The organism is uncultured Lacinutrix sp. (assembly GCF_947500605.1).
Taxonomy (GTDB): domain Bacteria; phylum Bacteroidota; class Bacteroidia; order Flavobacteriales; family Flavobacteriaceae; genus Lacinutrix.
The window spans coordinates 91,959-110,852 of the sequence record NZ_CANMSJ010000007.1; the positions used below are offsets into that span (position 1 = coordinate 91,959).

16 protein-coding genes are annotated in these 18,894 nt (G+C 30.9%); 8 read left to right on the forward strand and 8 right to left on the reverse strand.

Annotated features, from left to right (window positions below; all coding sequences use genetic code 11):
• Positions 1-88: 88 nt before the first annotated feature.
• Positions 89-1,837: a hypothetical protein gene (locus Q0935_RS11215; RefSeq protein WP_299385925.1), complete on the forward strand. Its 1,749-nt coding sequence runs from the start codon at positions 89-91 to the stop codon at positions 1,835-1,837.
• Between the two features lie 80 nt (positions 1,838-1,917).
• Here Q0935_RS11215 and Q0935_RS11220 read toward each other — a convergent pair whose 3' ends face one another.
• On the reverse strand, positions 1,918-3,495 hold the full coding sequence (locus tag Q0935_RS11220) for an FMN-binding glutamate synthase family protein (RefSeq protein ID WP_299253694.1): 1,578 nt from the start codon (positions 3,493-3,495) through the stop codon (positions 1,918-1,920).
• Positions 3,496-3,650: 155 nt separating this feature from the next.
• Between Q0935_RS11220 and Q0935_RS11225 the strand changes: the two genes are divergently transcribed.
• The 5 genes from Q0935_RS11225 (at position 3,651) to Q0935_RS11245 (ending at position 10,186) form a co-directional block, all read left to right on the forward strand.
• Positions 3,651-5,219 (forward strand): hypothetical protein, encoded by a 1,569-nt coding sequence (locus Q0935_RS11225; protein ID WP_299385927.1) that lies wholly within the window; start codon positions 3,651-3,653, stop codon positions 5,217-5,219.
• Positions 5,220-5,299: 80 nt separating this feature from the next.
• Positions 5,300-7,687, forward strand: a complete 2,388-nt coding sequence (locus Q0935_RS11230; RefSeq protein ID WP_299385930.1) for an ATP-dependent helicase — start codon at positions 5,300-5,302, stop codon at positions 7,685-7,687.
• A 158-nt stretch (positions 7,688-7,845) separates the two neighbouring features.
• On the forward strand, positions 7,846-8,898 hold the full coding sequence (locus Q0935_RS11235; protein ID WP_299385932.1) for a WG repeat-containing protein: 1,053 nt from the start codon (positions 7,846-7,848) through the stop codon (positions 8,896-8,898).
• A gap of 309 nt (positions 8,899-9,207) precedes the next feature.
• Positions 9,208-9,828, forward strand: coding sequence for an L-threonylcarbamoyladenylate synthase (locus Q0935_RS11240; protein WP_055436728.1), 621 nt, complete (start codon positions 9,208-9,210; stop codon positions 9,826-9,828).
• A 1-nt stretch (position 9,829) separates the two neighbouring features.
• Positions 9,830-10,186: a VOC family protein gene (locus Q0935_RS11245; protein ID WP_299253709.1), complete on the forward strand. Its 357-nt coding sequence runs from the start codon at positions 9,830-9,832 to the stop codon at positions 10,184-10,186.
• A 67-nt stretch (positions 10,187-10,253) separates the two neighbouring features.
• Here the strand turns inward: Q0935_RS11245 and Q0935_RS11250 are convergent, their stop codons facing one another.
• The 3 genes from Q0935_RS11250 to Q0935_RS11260 form a co-directional block, all read right to left on the reverse strand.
• Positions 10,254-11,114 carry an OmpA family protein gene (locus Q0935_RS11250; protein WP_299253712.1) on the reverse strand — a complete coding sequence of 287 codons (861 nt, stop codon included), beginning with the start codon at positions 11,112-11,114 and terminating at the stop codon, positions 10,254-10,256.
• Between the two features lie 93 nt (positions 11,115-11,207).
• On the reverse strand, positions 11,208-12,197 hold the full coding sequence (locus Q0935_RS11255) for a glycosyltransferase family 2 protein (protein ID WP_299385935.1): 990 nt from the start codon (positions 12,195-12,197) through the stop codon (positions 11,208-11,210).
• 62 nt (positions 12,198-12,259) lie between these two features.
• Entirely contained in the window at positions 12,260-12,703 is a 444-nt protein-coding gene (locus tag Q0935_RS11260; RefSeq protein WP_299385937.1) for a type I restriction enzyme HsdR N-terminal domain-containing protein, read from the reverse strand.
• Between the two features lie 118 nt (positions 12,704-12,821).
• Between Q0935_RS11260 and holA the strand changes: the two genes are divergently transcribed.
• Positions 12,822-13,826 (forward strand): DNA polymerase III subunit delta, encoded by a 1,005-nt coding sequence (gene holA, locus Q0935_RS11265; protein ID WP_299385940.1) that lies wholly within the window; start codon positions 12,822-12,824, stop codon positions 13,824-13,826.
• A gap of 90 nt (positions 13,827-13,916) precedes the next feature.
• Positions 13,917-14,279, forward strand: coding sequence for a cupin domain-containing protein (locus Q0935_RS11270; RefSeq protein WP_299385942.1), 363 nt, complete (start codon positions 13,917-13,919; stop codon positions 14,277-14,279).
• Positions 14,280-14,287: 8 nt separating this feature from the next.
• Here the strand turns inward: Q0935_RS11270 and Q0935_RS11275 are convergent, their stop codons facing one another.
• The 4 genes from Q0935_RS11275 to Q0935_RS11290 all read right to left on the reverse strand — a co-directional run bounded on the left by Q0935_RS11275 (position 14,288) and on the right by Q0935_RS11290 (position 18,796).
• Positions 14,288-14,758 (reverse strand): hypothetical protein, encoded by a 471-nt coding sequence (locus tag Q0935_RS11275; protein WP_299385944.1) that lies wholly within the window; start codon positions 14,756-14,758, stop codon positions 14,288-14,290.
• A 105-nt stretch (positions 14,759-14,863) separates the two neighbouring features.
• Entirely contained in the window at positions 14,864-15,127 is a 264-nt protein-coding gene (locus tag Q0935_RS11280) for a DUF202 domain-containing protein (RefSeq protein ID WP_299253730.1), read from the reverse strand.
• Between the two features lie 3 nt (positions 15,128-15,130).
• Positions 15,131-16,729, reverse strand: a complete 1,599-nt coding sequence (locus Q0935_RS11285) for a class I SAM-dependent methyltransferase (protein ID WP_299385946.1) — start codon at positions 16,727-16,729, stop codon at positions 15,131-15,133.
• Between the two features lie 168 nt (positions 16,730-16,897).
• Positions 16,898-18,796, reverse strand: a complete 1,899-nt coding sequence (locus Q0935_RS11290; RefSeq protein WP_299385948.1) for a DUF4365 domain-containing protein — start codon at positions 18,794-18,796, stop codon at positions 16,898-16,900.
• Positions 18,797-18,894 lie beyond the last annotated feature (98 nt).

Consider the following 18,894-nt stretch of genomic DNA (forward strand, 5'->3'; position numbering starts at 1 on the left):
AAAATAATTTTTATTAAGGGTAACAAAAAGGAGCTTGTTTTTATATAAGGTTGAATAATTAAATATTAATCTTTTAAATAGAAAAATTATGAAAACTAAAAGAACAACTTCGAAAGTAATGTTAGCATTAGTGCTAGTCTGTTTCGCTTTTTTTAATTCATGCGAAAAAAATGAAGGCGTAGATATTCCATCAACTAATAACGAATCTAATGCAGGTGTAATAGACCAAGGCTCTACTATTCAACGTGATTTTATGGGTAGAATAGTCAATGCATCTTCTGTGCCACTAGACAATGTAAATATTTCAATAGGAAATAAAACAACTATTACAGATGCTAATGGTGTTTTTATGATTGATAATGCTACCGTTAAAGAAAGACAAGCATTTATAACAGCAGAGAAATCAGGCTATTTAAAAGGCATGCGATCTGTTGTACCAACACAGGGTACCAACAATATTAGTATTATGCTTGTCGCTGAGAATTTAGCAGGTACCGTTGCATCTGGAGTAGCAAGTGAAGTTGCTTTAAGTAACGGAACTAAAGTAAGTTTTGATGGTGCTTTTAAAGATGAAAGCGGTAGTGCCTATTCGGGTAATGTAGATGTTTATATGTATCATTTAGATCCTGCAAATCCTAATGTAGAAGCTGTTATGCCTGGTAACTTACAAGCTGTAAATGCTAATGATGATGAGCGTTTATTAGAAACTTACGGTATGCTAAATGTAGAATTAAAAGGAGATTCTGGACAGAAATTAAATATTGCCGATGGTCATGTAGCAGAAATCGAAGTGCCTGTAGATCCTGCACAAACTAGTGTGGCACCTTCAACAATACCATTATGGCATTTCGATGAGGTAAATGGATATTGGGTAGAAGATGGTGAAGCTAATTTAATAGGAGGTAAGTATATTGGTGAAGTTTCACATTTTTCATGGTGGAATTGCGATGCACAGTTTCCTACAGTAACATTATGTTTAAATATTGTAGACAGTTCTAATATACCTTTATCTAATGTAAAAACCGAATTATGGAGAAGTGGAGCAACTTATGGTAGAGTAGGATTTTCTAATGGAGATGGAGAAGTATGTGGATTAATTCCGGCAAACGAAACGTTAACTTTAAAAGCATTCGATTTATGTGGCTTAGAGGTGTTTAGTACTACAGTTGGTCCGTTTTCTACAAATACTAATTATGGAGATGTTGTTATGTCAACTGTTAGTGCGGTAGTCGTTACTGGTAATCTAGTTAATTGCTCTAATAATAATGTTGTAAATGGTTACACAGCTTTAATTTATGGTAGTCAATATGCAGCTGTAGATGTTACAAATGGAAGTTTTTCTTTAAGTGTTATACAATGTCCTTCGTTACCTAGTTTTGATTTAGAAGGTGTAGATTTTGATACTTTCCAAACCACTACAGTATTACCATTTAACTTTAGTAATATAAATGTTGGGAATATAATAGCATGCTCAACGGTTTCAGAATTTATAACCTTGCAGGTAGATAATAATGCTACAGAATATTATTTAACGAACTTAAGTGCAGGTGAATATCAGCAAGGCGTTGGGTTTTCAATAAGTGCACAGGCTAGTAATGGTTATTTTTATATTGGATCAGACACTATAACGCCTGGTAATTATGCGCTAGATCAATTTGGTTTCGAAGCATCGAGTATAGATTTAGATTATTCAATACCAACTAATTTGCAGTTAAATTTATCTAATTATGGAAACGTAGGAGATTATATTGATGCCACTATTAATGGAACTTATACAGACAATCAAGGAGTAGTAAGGTCACTTTCTATAACCATACACGTTATAAGAGATAATTAAAGTGTTGTTTAAATATATAAGTAAAAAGCCATTTCTGTTTACGGAAATGGCTTTTGTTTTTTTGAGAAAATCAGATAAATTTAATCTGAGATTTTTATTTTTTGCTTATAATATCCACCTAAATACTCACAATCTTTTAAGGATTGCATACCATTAAAAGGTACAGGTGTTTTTTTGTATTGATAAGTAACACTAAGTTCAGAAGATAAGTTGTGATCATCTACATTTATTTCAATATCACTCATTTTAAATTCACAAGGATGCTCATAACCTGCAGCATGTGTAATTTCTATAAATTCTTTTCTAAACGATTTAAAGTATTGTGCAGCACGTTCAGATTTTAAAGGTACATCAATACCACGCTGTAACCATTGACTTTGCGTAGCAACACCACTAGGGCATTTGTTAGTATGGCAAACTTGAGCTTGTATGCAACCAATGCTCATCATGGCTTCACGAGCAACATTAATAACATCAACTCCCATAGAAAAAGCCATCGCTGCTTTACCAGGGAATCCTAATTTACCACTACCAATAAAAACCACTTGTTTTTCTAATTCTTTTCTTTGAAATAATTTATATAAATCTCCAAAACCATAAACCCAAGGTAAACTAACATGATCTGCAAAACTTGGAGGTGCTGCACCAGTTCCACCTTCACCACCATCAACAGTAATAAAATCTGGACCTTTTCCTGTGTTTTTCATAATATCTGTAAGCTCTTCCCATTGTTCTAATTTTCCAATGGCTGCTTTAATACCAACTGGTAATCCGGTTTCTTCAGCTATAGCTTCAATAAAATCAACCATTTCTGGAATAGTATTAAATGCTTTGTGATTTGGAGGCGATAAAACGGTTTTACCAACTTCAACACCACGGATATCTGCAATTTCTTGAGTTATTTTTGCTCCAGGTAAAACACCTCCTTTTCCAGGTTTTGCACCTTGAGAAAGTTTTAATTCTATAGCGCGAATAAACGGATTATCCTCAACAAGTTTTTTCATCTTTTCCATAGAAAAACCACCATCTTCGGCACGAACACCAAAATAGCCTGTTCCAAAATGAAAAACTACATCTCCACCATTACTATGGTAAGGAGATAAGCCGCCTTCTCCTGTATTGTGGTATGCTCCAGCCATTTTAGCACCCTTATTAAGTGAGTCTATTGCTCTGGCAGATAACGACCCGAAACTCATTGCAGAGACATTAATAATAGAGGCCGGACGATAAGGTCTTCTACGTTTATTATGTGCGCCTATAACTTTTGCACAAGGTAAAAAGTACTTGTCTTTGTTGTTAACGTGGTCTTCTGCTAACTTATAAGGGATCATTGCATTATTAATAAAAATATGCTGATGTGCATAAATATCGCGATCTGTACCAAAGCCTTCATAATTATTTTCTCCTTTTGCAGAAGCATAAATCCAACCGCGTTCTATACGATTAAAAGGCAATTCTTCTCTGTTATTGGCTACAAAATATTGGCGAATTTCTGGTCCAATACTTTCAAACCAATACCTAATATGTCCAACAATTGGGAAGTTATGGCTAATAGTGTGACTACGCTGAAAAACGTCTCGAAGCGCTACAATAGCTATTACTATGATAATCCACAACCACCAAGAGATACTAGAAATAAAAGTTAGAAATGTATCCATATTTTATATAAATTTTAAATCAAAAGTAAGGATAATCTTTAATTTAGATTATAAATAATTGAATAAAACTAAAAAGAATAGCTAAGGATAATAGCCATTGTTAAAGGTATTTTAAATGTTATTGTAATTAAGAGACTTAGCTTTATCTTTATAGAATGCCAGATAAAAATAGAAAAATATTTATAGGATTAACACTTTTTATAAGTCTGCTAATAGCAGGCTTAATTATAACTAAATCTGTAGTTAAAAATAAACTAGAAAAGAATCTAACTAGTTTGCCAGAGCATATTTCTTTAATGTATGAAAATGTAGATATTAACCTTTTAAGCGGAGACATTAACCTTAAAAAACCTTTATTAACCATTAAAGGACAAACAACAAAAGAAATTAATGCGCAAGTGGATATGCAATCTCTAGCTGTAAAAGGATTTAGCTATTGGGACTACTTTTTTAATAGCACTTTAAGTATTGATAATGTAGAATTTAATGCACCAAAGGTTACTCATTATTATAATAAATTGACAGATACAGACAAAGGGAGTCAATCTATTTTGTCTAAATTAAATCAGACCATAAACATTAAAAATATAGCTGTTAATAAAGGGCAACTAAAAGTTTATAATGTTGAAAATGATTCTATAATTAGTGAAGTTAATAAGATCGATTTTTTAATGACTAATTTTAGTAAAGACACATCTACAAAGTCAAGTGCTTTATTCAATTTCGAAACGTCCTCTTTAATTATAAAAGATATTAAACACCAAGTAGGTGAATATGAAAATTTATATGTAGATAATTTAAGTATTGATAATAATGAAGTGGTTTTATCAAACTTAAAGCTTAAAACAAAATACTCTAAAAAAGAGCTTTCTAAAATAATAGAAGTAGAGCGCGATTATTTTGATTTAGAAATTCCTAAAATTGAAATTAAAAATCAAAAATTAGACTTTTCTAACACCAAGCTAATAGGCGTGGAGTGTAATAGTATTACCATTAATAATCCAACGTTTAACATTTATAGAGATAAACTTGTTGCAGATGATTTAGTAGAAAAAGATTTGTATAGTAAAATGCTAAGAGACTTAAATTTTAAATTAAATATAGATTTAATAACTGTTTTAAACGGAACAATAGGCTATCAAGAAAAAGTAAAAGCACAGCATGTTGCTGGTAAGCTAGATTTTACTGCTTTTAATGCAAAACTGACTAAAATTAGCAATACTTATCTTGATACAGATAAAACTAAAATTGATATTAATTGTAATTTTATGGATAATACTCCGCTAAAAGTAGAGTGGTCTTTTAATGTTAACAATGTTAATGATGATTTTGTTTTTAAAGCCGATTTAGGAAACCTTAATGCAGATAGTCTAAACGAGTTTATGAAACCAAACTTAAACTTAAAATTAGAAGGAGATTTAATTAAAACCTATTTTACTATAGATGGAAATTCAACAACATCAAAAATAGATTTAGAAACAAAGTACAATAAATTCGATGTTATAATATTGAAAGAGAATGGTCAAGAAAAAAACAAACTGCTCTCAGGATTAGTTAATTTATTAGTTTCTAAGAATAGTAATAACAAACCAGATCATTTTAGAAAGAGTAATACTAAAAAGGTAACAAGAGATAAAACAAAGTCGGTTTTTAATTTTGTTTGGAAAAATACTCAAGCAGGTTTACTATCGGCAATGGCAGGTGATGGTAAAAAAGATAACTAATTGTTTATAATTATTAACAAATACAAGGGATTAAAACAGTTACATTGGTTATTTTTGTAACCTTAAAAAAACAAGCAATTTTGGAAAAGTACTTAAGTCAGTTAAACGAAGCACAATACGAGCCTACAGTTCAAAAGGATGGACCAATGATTATTATTGCAGGCGCCGGTTCTGGTAAAACACGAGTGTTAACATACCGTATTGCTTACCTAATGAACCAAGGTGTAGATTCATTTAACATCCTTGCACTTACTTTTACAAACAAGGCTGCTAAGGAAATGAAAGGCAGAATTGCAGAGATAGTAGGAGATGGAGAAGCAAAAAACCTGTGGATGGGAACTTTTCACTCTGTTTTTGCTAAAATTCTTCGTTTCGAAGGACACCATTTAGGATACCCAAGTAACTTTACAATTTACGACACACAAGATTCTCAAAAACTTATGGGCTCTATTATTAGAGAGATGGGCTTAGAGAAAGATATTTATAAAACTAAGCAGGTTTATAGCAGGATTTCTTCATATAAAAATAGTTTAATAACGGTAAAAGCATATTTTAAAAATCCAGACTTAATGGAGGCAGATGCTATGGCTCGCAGACCAAGAATGGGTGAGATTTACAAAAATTATGTTGATCGTTGTTTTAAAGCTGGAGCAATGGATTTTGATGATTTGTTGTTAAGAACCAACGAGTTATTAACACGTTTTCCAGAGGTTTTAAGAAAATATCAAGACAAATTTAGATACATATTGGTTGATGAGTATCAAGATACAAACCATTCTCAATACTTAATTGTTAGAGCACTAGCAGATAGATTTCAAAATATTTGTGTGGTAGGTGATGATGCACAAAGTATTTATGCTTTCCGTGGTGCAAACATTAATAACATCTTAAATTTCCAAAAGGATTATGCCGATGTTAAAATGTATCGCTTAGAACAAAACTACCGTTCTACAAAAAATATAGTAGGTGCAGCAAACTCTGTTATCGAGCATAACCAAACAAAATTAGATAAAGTAGTTTGGACGGCTAACGACGATGGAGATAAAGTACAAGTTAACCGCTCTTTAACCGATGGTGATGAGGGACGTTTTGTAGCAAGTACTATATGGGAAGAAAAAATGACAAACCACTTGCAAAACAGTGATTTCGCTATTTTATACCGTACCAATTCGCAATCACGTGCTATGGAAGAAGCTTTGAGAAAAAGGAGTATTCCTTACCGTATTTATGGAGGTTTATCTTTCTATCAAAGAAAAGAAATAAAAGACGTTATAGCTTATTTACGTTTAATTTTAAATACTTCAGATGAGGAGGCTTTAAAACGTGTAATCAATTATCCTGGACGTGGTATTGGCCAAACAACTATAGATAGATTAATGGTTGCTGCTAACGAATCTGGTAAAACCATTTTTGGTTTGCTGGAGAATATAGATACCGTAGATATAAATATAAATGGAGGTACTAAAAATAAGCTTAGAGATTTTGTAACGCTTATTAAAAGTTTCCAAGTCATGAATCAAACAGCAAATGCTTTTGATTTAGCAGAGTATGTTACAAAAACTACTGGCTTAATAAGAGAGTTTAATAAAGACGGTACTCCAGAAGGCGTTTTACGTTTAGAGAATGTAGAAGAATTATTAAACGGTATTAAGGATTTTGTTGAAGGACAAATGGAAATTGTCGATTCTAAAGATAATTTAGCAGAGTTTTTAGAGGATGTAGCATTGGCAACAGATTTAGATGGCGATAAAGGCGATCCAAACCATGTGGCATTAATGACTATTCACTCTTCAAAAGGACTAGAGTTTAATCATGTTTTTGTAGTAGGATTGGAAGAAGATTTGTTTCCAAGTGCCATGAGTATGAACAACAGAAGCGAACTAGAGGAAGAAAGACGATTATTTTACGTAGCTTTGACCAGAGCAGAAAAGAAAGCATATTTAACTTATGCTTTGTCTAGATACCGTTGGGGAAAGTTAGTAGACTCAGAACCAAGTCGTTTTATAGAAGAAATCGACGATAAGTTTCTAGATATTACAACACCTATAGAAGAGCGTCGCATTAACCCAATGTTATCAGCAGATATATTTGGAGATGCACCACCAAATAAAATAAGATTTAAAAAAGCAGTACAACCAAAATTTCAAAAGAAAGTGGCAAAGAAGAAAGAACCTGTAAATTTCGAGATAAGCGTACCAAAGAAAATGAAAAAAGCTTCAGAAATTGAAGCACCAACAAAAGCTGAAGTAGTTGCAAGTGCTAGCGAGAATTCGCGTTTAAGCATAAAAACGGAAGACCTTGTTGTAGGAATGAATGTAAAGCATTTAAAGTTTGGTAGAGGAGAAGTATTAAGCATTGAAGGAAAAGGTGCAGATGTTAAAGCTGAAATTGACTTTGAGTTTGGCGGTAAAAAGAAATTATTACTTCGTTTTGCTAAGTTAGAACGCATACGTACACGTACGCGTTAATTAGATTTTTAATTATTAAGCCACTTGTTAAGGCTTATTTTTCTCAGATTAAAAGTTTAAATTGAATTAATAAACGGTATTAATGTTTAAAATATTTAAGCCAATATGTTTATAATAATAAACTTATTGGCTTAAAAACTGTTATGTAGGTTATGAAAATGGATAAGACACTATTAATATTCTCATTTTTTTTATTTTCATTTATAACTATCAAAGCTCAAGTTTTTACTAAAGAAGCTTTACAAGCGCATAAAGAACATAGTGTAGCTTTTGGTGATTCTTCTAAGATACCAGCATATTCGAGTAAATTTTTTGGACTTAAAAATGTAGGTATCGAATTTCAGAAAAAAGGAAACAAATGGGCTTTAGTCAATACTAATAAAAACAAGCTAATTATTCCATACGAAATAGATTCTGTATTAACTTCCTACAAATCTTCAGGTATAGTAAGCTATATTATTAAAAGAGATAATAAATGGCAACCTATAGCTTTCGATAAGAAACATAAAATAACAGAAAGCGAGCCTTCATCAGGTCTAATTAAAAAAGAATTAGATAAAGATTATATTGAGATGTACAATTATGGATGGAGACGTTTTCCAATTGTATATAATGGTAAGCGTGGTGTTATGAATAAAAACTACGAAACTATTGTACCAATTAAGTATGATTATGTTTTAGATTTATTCGATTCATTATCAAAATACAGAAATGATACAATCTCATATTTAATTTACGATAATAATAAGGTTGGCATGATTACTAATACGCTAACCATAGAGCCAAAATTTGAAGATATTGGTTTAAAATATCCTACTTATAGCGACCATTTTGGAGAACATAAATTACTCTATAATAAAGATTTCTTTGGCTTTAAATTAGATGGTAAATATGGTGTTATGAATTATACTCAAGAGATGGTAGTCCCAAACGTGTACGATTCTATACTGTATTGCGAGTCTAATTTAGATGAAGACGATATTAAAAAAGGAAAATTTATAGTTAGTAAAAACGGGAAATATGGTGTTATTAATGCACAAAATAAAATCCTTGTTCCTTTTCAGTATTTAAGTATCAATTATAAAGGCTTAAACCATAATAATGATGAAATATTTATGGTTAGAAAAAAGCAAAATTATGGTATTGTAAATGGGCAAAATAAAATTTTAAAAGCACTTGAATTTTCGAAAGAAGAATTAAAAGATTTTTAGTTTTTTTATTGAACTTAAAAAAAAGACTTCAGTTTGGTTCATGTATTAAATAAGTGTGGTCCAACCCAACGGTATTCTTCGTTGAGATAGAAAGTAAAGTATTAATTGATCTATTGGTGTCTATCAAACTTATTAAGCCAACAATACTCTAAATCATTTTAGTATTATCGTTATTCACTTTGTGACTGTTGTTTAGTAACATGAAACAACACAACTAACTAGTAATAAAACAAATAAATAATGAACAGATATTTTTTTCATAAACAAATAAGTATTTACTTTAGTAAACATTAATGTAAGTTACATATTATGGCCGATTTTATAAGAATTTACGAAGAAAACCCTAATCCTAAGGAGATTAAAAAAGTAATAAACGTTTTAAAAAGAGGAGGATTAATAATTTTTCCTACAGATACTGTTTATGCTTTAGGTTGCGATATTAATAACAATAAAGCCTTAGAGCGTATTGCACGAATTAAAGGTGTTAAGCTAGAAAAAGCAAAACTATCTTTTATTTGTCACGATTTAAGCAATTTAAGCGATCATGTAAAGCAGATTGACACTTCTACTTTTAAAATTTTAAAACGAGCATTACCAGGTCCTTATACCTTTATATTGCCAGGTTCTAAGTCTTTACCATCTGTTTTTAAAAAGAAAAAAGAGGTTGGTATACGTATTCCTAATAATAATATAACCTTAGAGATTGTAAAAGCTTTAGGTAATCCGTTAGTGTCTACATCTATTAGAGATGACGATGAAATTTTAGAATATACTACAGATCCAGAGCTAATTCTTGAAAAATGGGATAAGCTAGTAGACCTTGTTATAGATGGTGGTTATGGAGGAAACGAAGGTTCTACAATTGTAGATTTATCTAATGAAGAACCAGTAGTTGTAAGGGAAGGTAAAGGCAGTTTAGAAATTTTTTAAGATGAAGACACCCGCAAACAATACAGTAAACTACATAGAATTAAAAGCAAGCAATCTTGAAGCTACTAAAGCATTTTATATTAAAGTCTTTGGTTGGAAATTTACAGATTATGGAGAGCACTATACTTCATTTTCTAAAAATGAATCTGGAATAGATGGAGGTTTCGAAAAAACGGAAGATGCAATTGTTAATGGAGCATTAGTCGTACTTTATCATGAGAATTTAATAGAAGCAAAGCAAAATGTTATAGATGCTGGAGGAAAAATTAAAGTCGATATTTTTATGTTTCCTGGCGGTAGTCGATTTCAATTTTTAGATCCATCAGGTAACGAACTTGCGGTATGGACATATAATTAAATATATTAGTAAAAAAGAAAAAGCCCAATCGCAAGATTGGGCTTTTTTATTATAACTATTAAAGAGTTTAGTTCCCTTCAGATAAGCTTTTCATTTCCGTTTCAATCATTTCATAGAACTGATCAATTTTTGGTAAAATGTAAATTTTAGTTCTTCTGTTTATTGCTCTATTTGTAGGAGAGTCGTTAGCTACTAAAGGTAAATGATCTCCACGACCTGCAGCAATTAATTGTTCTGGTTTAACACCTAACTCTTGTAAAGCTCTTACAATAGAAGTACTACGTTTAACACTTAAATCCCAGTTGTCTAATAAAACACCACCTCTGTTATAAGGTACATTATCTGTATGGCCTTCTACCATTGCTTCAAAATTTGGCTTACCGTTAATTACAGTAGCTACTTTTCCAAGAATAGTGTTTGCTCTATCGCTAATGTTATAGCTTCCTGTTTTAAATAATAACTTGTCAGATAAAGAGATAAAAACAACGCTCTTTTCAACATTAATTTCAATGTCTTCGTCATTTAAACCAACTTCTTTCTTTAAGCTAGTTACTAAAGCTAGTGTTACACTATCTTTTTTAGTTAACGCATCTTGTAATCTTGTAATACGTAAATCTTTTTCTTTTAAGCTTTCTAAAGACTTCTCAACGTTTTTAGCACCTTGCGTTGTTAAAACCGTCATGTCTTTAGTACTTTCAATTAAAGCTAAATTATTAGATTTCATGTCTGCTAAGCGCTCACGAAGCTCTTTAATACGTGCAGCCGAGGCTGCCTCGTCTGCTAAACAGCTATTTAGTTTAACAGTTGCTGTATTTAAAAGGTCTTGAGTTTCTTTTTGCTTTGTTTCAAGTGCCATAAAGTCTTTTTTAGAGACACAAGAACTTAAAGTTAATAGTGCTACTGCACTAAATATCATTAGTTTTTTCATAATCATTATAGAATAAAATTAAATTTAAACAGGTCAAAAGTAGATAATTTTAAAATGTTAAAAGAAGTATTAACAAAATTTTTGCTAAATGAACTACAAATTGGTAAAGCGTTTGTGTTTAGTTGCAAAATATGACCATACCACAGATTTTACGTTGTAATAATTAGTTTTCTTTTGCAATTGTTTTCTTTGTTTTAATAATTTAGGTAAACGACTATAGAAGCTAAAATGTGCTTTTAAAATTGCTAGTATGTGAACGAATTTAAATTCTATTAAAAATTTAAAGGCTGCTAAACCATCTAAGGTCAATCTAGTAAAAAGTAGTATAAAAATATTACCTGAAGCATTTTTAGTAAGTGTAGCAAGGCTGTTTCTAAAATTTAGATATGTTTTTTTAGGATTGGTTGTACTTAAAGTGGCACCTCCAACATGATAGACTGTAGATTCTGATATATATTTAGTAGTGTAACCTAAATTAAATGCTCTCCAGCACAAATCAATTTCTTCCATGTGTGCAAAAAACGATTCGTCGAAACCATTTAAAGTATTAAAAACGTCTTTTCTAATAAAAAAACAAGCTCCAGAAGCCCAGAATATTTCAGAATTAGTATTGTATTGTCCTTTGTCTTCTTCAATAGTATCAAAAATGCGTCCGCGACAATAAGGATAGCCAAATTTGTCTATAAAACCACCAGCAGCACCAGCATATTCAAAATGTGTTTTGTTTTTAAAGTCTAATATTTTAGGCTGAATAATGGCAGTATTAGTTTCAGTTTTAAAAGCGTTTAATATTGGGCTTAACCAGTTTTTGCTAACTTCTATATCGCTATTAACTAAACAAAAAACGTCTTCTTCTAAATGCTTTAAAGTATCATTATAACCTTTAGCATAACCTCCGTTTTCTTTGTTTCTAATAATTTTTATTTCAGGAAAATTAGAAGTTACAAAAGCGATAGAATCATCTGTAGATGCATTATCAGCGACATAAATAGTTGCTTCTTGAGAATGTTCGATAATAGAAGGAAGGAACTTTTGTAAAAGCGCTTTTCCGTTCCAATTTAATATGACTACTGCTATTTTCAAAAAAAATATTTGTTTAATCTGTTAATTTGTTTTTTTTACTTCCAACTTCCAACTTCCAACTTCTAACTGTAATCCGGAATATCCTCTAGAAAACCATATTTTTCAGCTTCAAAATCCATAACACAATAATAATGGTTTAATCCATTTGTTACCATAAGGTATGTTGCGTTTAGCGCTAGGTTATAGCGAGCCACCTGGTCAAAAGTATCTTGTTTAATTTTTATTTTTGGTGCTTTGCACTCTACAATTAAGTGAATACTACCATCAGGATTAAAAATTACAATGTCGTAACGCTTTTTTAAATCGTTGACTTTAAGCTCTTTTTCTACGTTTATAAGTGATTTAGGGTAACCCTTTACATCCATTAAATATTGAACACAGTGCTGTCTTACCCATTCTTCGGGTTGTAGAATCACAAACTTTTTACGAATAGCATCGAATATAGATACTTTATTTTCGCTATTTTTGAAACGAAACGTAAACTTCGGAAAATTGAGTACTTGCATCAAAGCAATTTATAGTTTTTTCAAAGTTAAGCTTCAACAATCAAAAACCAAATAACAAGGACTATTTATTCGTTCAATTTTGGAATTTGGAATTATTTAATTTGGAATTTATACTACTTTGGACGAGGTTAAAAAACTAGTTACAGACATAAAGAATAAGAATCTTGCACCTATTTATTTACTAATGGGAGAAGAGGCATATTACATTGATAAAATTTCAGATTTTATTCAAGACAATGTGTTGGCAGAAGAGGAGAAAGGCTTTAACCAAATGGTTTTGTATGGTAGAGATGTTACCATAGAAGATATTGTTGGTAATGCTAAGCGTTTTCCAATGATGGCAGATAAGCAAGTTGTTATTGTAAAAGAAGCTCAAGATTTATCACGTACTATCGATAAATTAGCAGATTATGCTAAAAACCCGCAACCGTCTACAGTTTTGGTTATTTGTTATAAATATAAGAGTGTAGATAAACGTAAGGCTGTTTATAAAACAATAAAAAAAGTTGGTGTTGTATTCGAGAGTAAAAAGTTTTACGACAACCAAGTGCCGGATTGGATAAGACGTACATTGTCTACAAAAGGCTATAAAATAGATCCAAAAGCGTCACAAATGTTAGTTGAGTTTTTGGGTACAGATTTAGGTAAAATTAATAATGAATTAGAAAAACTTCAGATTATTTTACCACAAGGCACAGAAATTACGCCTTTGCATATTGAAGAAAATATTGGGATTAGTAAAGACTATAATAATTTCGAATTACGAAAAGCCATTGGCGCTCGTAACGATGCGAAAGCATTTAAAATTATTAACTACTTTGGAGATAACCCAAAAGATAACCCAATGGTAGTTACTGTTGCGTTACTATTTAATTTCTTTTCACAATTGTTACAGTTGCATGGTATGACAGATAAATCGCCAAGAAGTGTAGCTTCTGCATTGCGAGTAAACCCATATTTTGTTAACGAATTTTTAGATGCTGCACGTAAGTTTCCAATGCGAAAAGTAAGTGGTATTATTGCTACTATTCGTGAATTCGATTTAAAAAGTAAAGGTGTTAACTCTAATGCTGTACCACAAAAAGATTTATTGAAAGAACTACTAGTTAGAATTTTAAATTAATTACAAAAGAAAAACAGTCTTTAATAAAACTAAGACTAATTTACTTGTAAAACTTAATAGCGCACTTAGCTTTGCGACGTGTTTTGTCCTATGAAAAAATCTATATTTTTATTAATAATACTAATGGTTTCTTGCAAATCTGTACAAACACTTCCAGATCCTTTAGAGGCAGGTTGGGAAGGTAAAAAGGTATGTGAAGTTTTAAACGAAACTAAAAAGCAACGTATTTTAAAATGTACATTTCCTCCAAATGTAGGACACCAAAAACATTACCATAGACCACATTTTGGTTACACCTTAGCAGGAGGTACTTTTCAAATAACAGATGCAAAAGGAACACGTACTATTCCGGTTGCAACCGGTGTTACTTGGTCTAAAAGTGAGTTAAGCGAACACGAAGTGCTTAATGTTGGCGATAGTACATCTGTTTACTTAATTATAGAATCTAAATAGTTAAGATATTACATATCCTCTAGAGCCGATGTGTAATCGTACTGTAAATCTTCATGTAAAGCCAAGACTTTTTTAGCAATTGCTTCAATATTACGATCGTAGATATTTGTTAAGGTTGTATTTCTAGAAATTGAAGGTTTCATAGCTTTTAACTTTTTACAAAAGTAGAGTAGGAGTTCTACTTCTGTTTCCTTGTTAAGCGAATAGCGAATGTATTTTTTTGTGTTTCGTAGAATTTTACGAACACTCTTTTTAATGTAGAAAAAGCTGTCTGTGTTTATAATTTCGAACTGCTCGTCGATTTCTTGTTTTACAGTTTCTATATAACCAGCTTCGCTATCTGCTTCAAAAAGCAAATAGGTAAGGAGTTCTTTGTTTTCCTTTTTAAAACGAGAGAGACGTAAGCACAGTTCGGCAAGTTCTTCGCTAGACTTATGTTTTAATTCTTTTCTTATAGTAACTACTGAAACTGCTTTCATATGTATTCTCTTTGAAAAAAGGGATCTTTAAATTCGTTTTTCCTTTAAAATCCTCGATTCACGATTTCAAATATAATAGATTCCTGACTTCGCAGGAATGAGAAATTATACTTTATAATGTTTTTTAATGGTGCTTTTTACTCTAAACAAGCGTGCTAAACCAATAATTAAAATTATTGGAGCTATTATTAATAAGGCTATTCCAAGGCTTTTAAGCTCGGTTAAAAATTCTAGCTTCAATATGGTAAAACCAGAGCCCAGAAATACAATAAATGTTCTAAAATAGGCTAGAAAAGTACGTTCGTTGGCTAACTTGGTACGTTCTATAGCAAGCCAATCTCTTGTGGTTAAATCGTTTTCTTTTAGCATAAATTATCCTTTAAGCAAATTTACACTTACTGTTGCTAAATCGCTATCTGAAAATCTAGAAAAATGATTTGCATCTGGTTTTAATCCTGCTTCTTCTGCAATTTTCTTAAAAACAGCGACTTCCAAAATATATTGATCGCTATAACCATGTGTAGCATCGTATGCCGTTGCTGCAGTTTTACTTATGTTTTTAGCTGTTAATTTTGGGTTTATTGTATGTAACTCTATTATTAGCAAACCAAATTGCTCTACATAAGGTTTCCATTTTTGTAAATGCTCTAATAAAGAATCTTCAACTAGATTATTACTAATACGCTTGCCTTTATAAGCAAATGCTCCAGACGAATTACTTACGCGATCCGTTGGGTTTTTAGGTACTTCCCAAATACGATTATGATCTAAAAAGGTACGTACGTTTAGTAAATCTTTAAGTTCAATATTATAATCTTCTCGTAAATCGTTTGCTAATAAATCGGGCCTGCCAATGTCTCCCCAAATTACTTTAGCCCAAATATCGGCTTTAATTAAATTGGCGCGTGTTACTTTTAATGCTGCCTTATTAAAATCGGCTCCAACAAGTAGTAACGGATATTCTTCAAGCATTTTACCACGTAGCGTTTGGTGTTCGATAACATCGAATATATGCTGAATAAAAGCACCATTACCACAACCCATATCTAAAATACCTTTTGGCTGCTCGTCTATTGGTTTATTAAAAAGCTTTATAATAACTTGATCTATCACCTTAAAATAAGTAGAATGTGCACCTCCAGATCCCCAAACATTCATTTCTCTGTGTACGTGTTTTTCGGTTTCGCCATCTTCAGATTTTAATACCAATGGATTACCAAAAAGCAACTCGTCTAATTGTAAAAATGTTGGTAAATAAGAAACAGTTACACCGTAGGCGGAAGCACGTTTGGCAAAAAACAAACCTTGATCTGTAAACTGGTAGTTTCCGTTTTTCTTTTTAAACCATCCTAAATGACTTAAGAAATCTAATATTTTTTTGAAACTTTCTGGATCTTTATGGTATTCTTCGGCAGCAAAAGAAGCTTCCATAAAATATTTATGAAACAAGCCGTTAACGCCTAGCATTACAGTAATTGGCGCAACAATACAACCTTCAATATGTTTTAAAACTTGATGTTCTATTGTATTTTCTTCCGGAGTGTTTAATCCGTAGTTATCACTGTATTTTTTAAAAACACGTTCTAAAACAATAAAGGCATCACTTCTTATATGTTCTACAGGAAAGTGTACAGCATAGTTTAAAATAGTTACAGCATCTTCGTAAAGGTGTGCAAGTGCAAAAGCAGTTTCGCTGTTTTTATTAGTAGAATAGGTAACTGTATTGTTTTTATTATCTAATTCTTGTGCTAGCCAACCTTGCGAACAGAGTACACGAAGTGCAACATTTAAATAACCTTCGTTAGCTTCAAAATGAGACACTAGTTTAGAGAGTTCTATTGTTTTGTTTTTCAACAGAAAAGCTAAAACACCTTTTTTGTGTAACGAAAACATTGTGGTTGCGGTTGCAATGCCATCAAGATGTCTGAAAATACTTCCTCTTAGTTGAACTTTATCTTTTTTTGTTAGCATTTTTTGATGTTTTAGAACTTAAAATGAAATGTTAGTTTTAGGATTGTGTTTTTGAGTGTTTAAGCACCTAATTTAATAAATAATTACCGACAAAGAAAGTTCGCGAGGGCTTTCGTAAACAGGCAAGAAGCCAGCAATAAATTGTATACAGTGTTGTATGTGGTTTTTTTATAGTTCAATTATTTTTACTTTATCTTCATCCCAAAATCTTAATTCCATTGGGTGTTCTTTAGGTGTTTTTATTAATTCCTCTACATAATTCAAAAATTTATCTCCTTTAAAATTGTCATATTCTTCCAACTCTATCATATCTTGTAATTCTGAAATAAAGTCTTCTCTACAGTAGAAATATGCTGTGTTAACGATATCATTTAACAATCCTGAAGGTGAACCTTCATAAGTAGTCAATATTGCTACATATGCCCAAATTTTAGAATCTCCTTTTATTAGTATAGCCTGAATTAAAGAAGAGATAAATAACATCGTCAAATCTTCATCTTTTAGAAATACAGTTGAGAAATAACTCCAGATAATTGGATTAAGCACATCAATTTTAATTAGTTCATCAAGTTTACTTGATTCTTTTAGTTCCTTTTCTGTAAGTAATTTTAAAATTTCATAAGGTTTATTTATATTTCGTTTTTGTTGTTTTAATTCCAAAATTTCAATCAATGCTTTACAAATTGTATATTTTAATGAGAACTCATATTTATCGTGATTTTGATTTGCATTTTTAATTAGAAAATCGTCAAAATGATTTAAAGCTTTTTCATAGTTTCCAGAATAGAATTCCGCATCTCCAAGAGTTGCTAAAAGAAAAATATTGTCTGGTTCTAATGCACTTGCTTTTGTATAGAATTTAACACTTAATCTGAAAAAATCTAGTTCAAATAAAATCCCTGCTAATTCACGACAGAAATATCCTCTTTTTAAATAATTATTTTCTGTTTTATAAGCTTTATTGTAAAAATGGATGGCTTTATCAAATACATTTATGCCTCTGTAATATCCTCCAAAATTATAATAAGAAGTAGCTAATGATGTCTCATTTTCTGATTCTAAACTAAGTTTTATTACTTGTTCAAAGTATGATTCAACTCTTTCTTGAGAAATGATATTTTTGCTTGACAGAAATATTATAGTTTGGATGATTGTAGCTGAAATTGGATTTCCAGATTTAAAAACGTGTTCAACTATTTCTTTTGTAAAATGATTACCACTTTGACTTGCTATTAATTTTGGCATTAAATAATGTAGCATTCCAGGATGATTTATTACTTCATCAAGAAGCTTATGGTCATTTATGAACTTAAATAAGTCAATGTCTTTGTCTGTTTGAAATAGTATAAGTATTAGGCAATCTTTAAAGGCTTTAAATATTAAATCTTCATTACTGAGGTTTCCTTTTTCATAACCAATTGAACCACCAAAAGAACCCAAAAGATTTAAAACAATTCGGTTTTCTAATAAATTTATTTCAAGATTAGCCGAGTTTCTATCCCTTGTGATTTCAATTAATGCAATGTTTTTTGAAATCTTTGATGATAGTTTTCTAGCGGTTTTATCAGGTGCATTGAGGTTATTTAAAAAACCTTTAATTGGAAAAGAAAATGAATTATTACTAAATCTAATTTTACTTTTCAGAAATAAAATTATTTGATTAGCTGAGTCTTTAGACCATAAATGATAATCTTGAAATTCAATGTTAAAACTTTTCTTTTCTGAACTAGAAGAAAGATAAGCATAACGTTTAATCCAATCAAAATAAAAAGTTCTATTATTTGAATTATATCTAAAAAGAGCTACTGGTAAATCATATGTTGCTAATTGTCTTATTTTAGCAATTGGCATTCTTATAGATTTATAGTCTTTTATTTTCTCACTATCAGTTGCTTTTAACTGAACCCAAAATACTATACCTGTATATTCTCCTTTTGAAGTAAAAATTTCAATTTCCACATCAATTCCATAATCTTTTGGTTTTTCTCGAATAACCCATTCATTCGGAATTGCTCTTTTAAGTTCAAATAAACTTTCTTCTTCTAGTATATGTGTTCGACTTCTCAATATTCTTTATCTGATAGATGTTAATTATTATAGCTGAGTTTAAATTGCATACAATGCTCAAGATACTGTTCCCTTCCAACGCACTATAACGTTCGTAA

Bases quoted from the DNA above. Each gene is read 5' to 3' on its own strand.
- Q0935_RS11215 (WP_299385925.1), top strand. From the start codon at position 89: ATGAAAACTAAAAGAACAACTTCGAAAGTAATGTTAGCATTAGTGCTA.
- Q0935_RS11220 (WP_299253694.1), bottom strand. From the start codon at position 3,495: ATGGATACATTTCTAACTTTTATTTCTAGTATCTCTTGGTGGTTGTGG.
- Q0935_RS11225 (WP_299385927.1), top strand. From the start codon at position 3,651: ATGCCAGATAAAAATAGAAAAATATTTATAGGATTAACACTTTTTATA.
- Q0935_RS11235 (WP_299385932.1), top strand. From the start codon at position 7,846: ATGGATAAGACACTATTAATATTCTCATTTTTTTTATTTTCATTTATA.
- Q0935_RS11240 (WP_055436728.1), top strand. From the start codon at position 9,208: ATGGCCGATTTTATAAGAATTTACGAAGAAAACCCTAATCCTAAGGAG.
- Q0935_RS11245 (WP_299253709.1), top strand. From the start codon at position 9,830: ATGAAGACACCCGCAAACAATACAGTAAACTACATAGAATTAAAAGCA.
- Q0935_RS11250 (WP_299253712.1), bottom strand. From the start codon at position 11,114: ATGAAAAAACTAATGATATTTAGTGCAGTAGCACTATTAACTTTAAGT.
- Q0935_RS11260 (WP_299385937.1), bottom strand. From the start codon at position 12,703: ATGCAAGTACTCAATTTTCCGAAGTTTACGTTTCGTTTCAAAAATAGC.
- Q0935_RS11270 (WP_299385942.1), top strand. From the start codon at position 13,917: ATGAAAAAATCTATATTTTTATTAATAATACTAATGGTTTCTTGCAAA.
- Q0935_RS11275 (WP_299385944.1), bottom strand. From the start codon at position 14,758: ATGAAAGCAGTTTCAGTAGTTACTATAAGAAAAGAATTAAAACATAAG.
- Q0935_RS11280 (WP_299253730.1), bottom strand. From the start codon at position 15,127: ATGCTAAAAGAAAACGATTTAACCACAAGAGATTGGCTTGCTATAGAA.
- Q0935_RS11285 (WP_299385946.1), bottom strand. From the start codon at position 16,729: ATGCTAACAAAAAAAGATAAAGTTCAACTAAGAGGAAGTATTTTCAGA.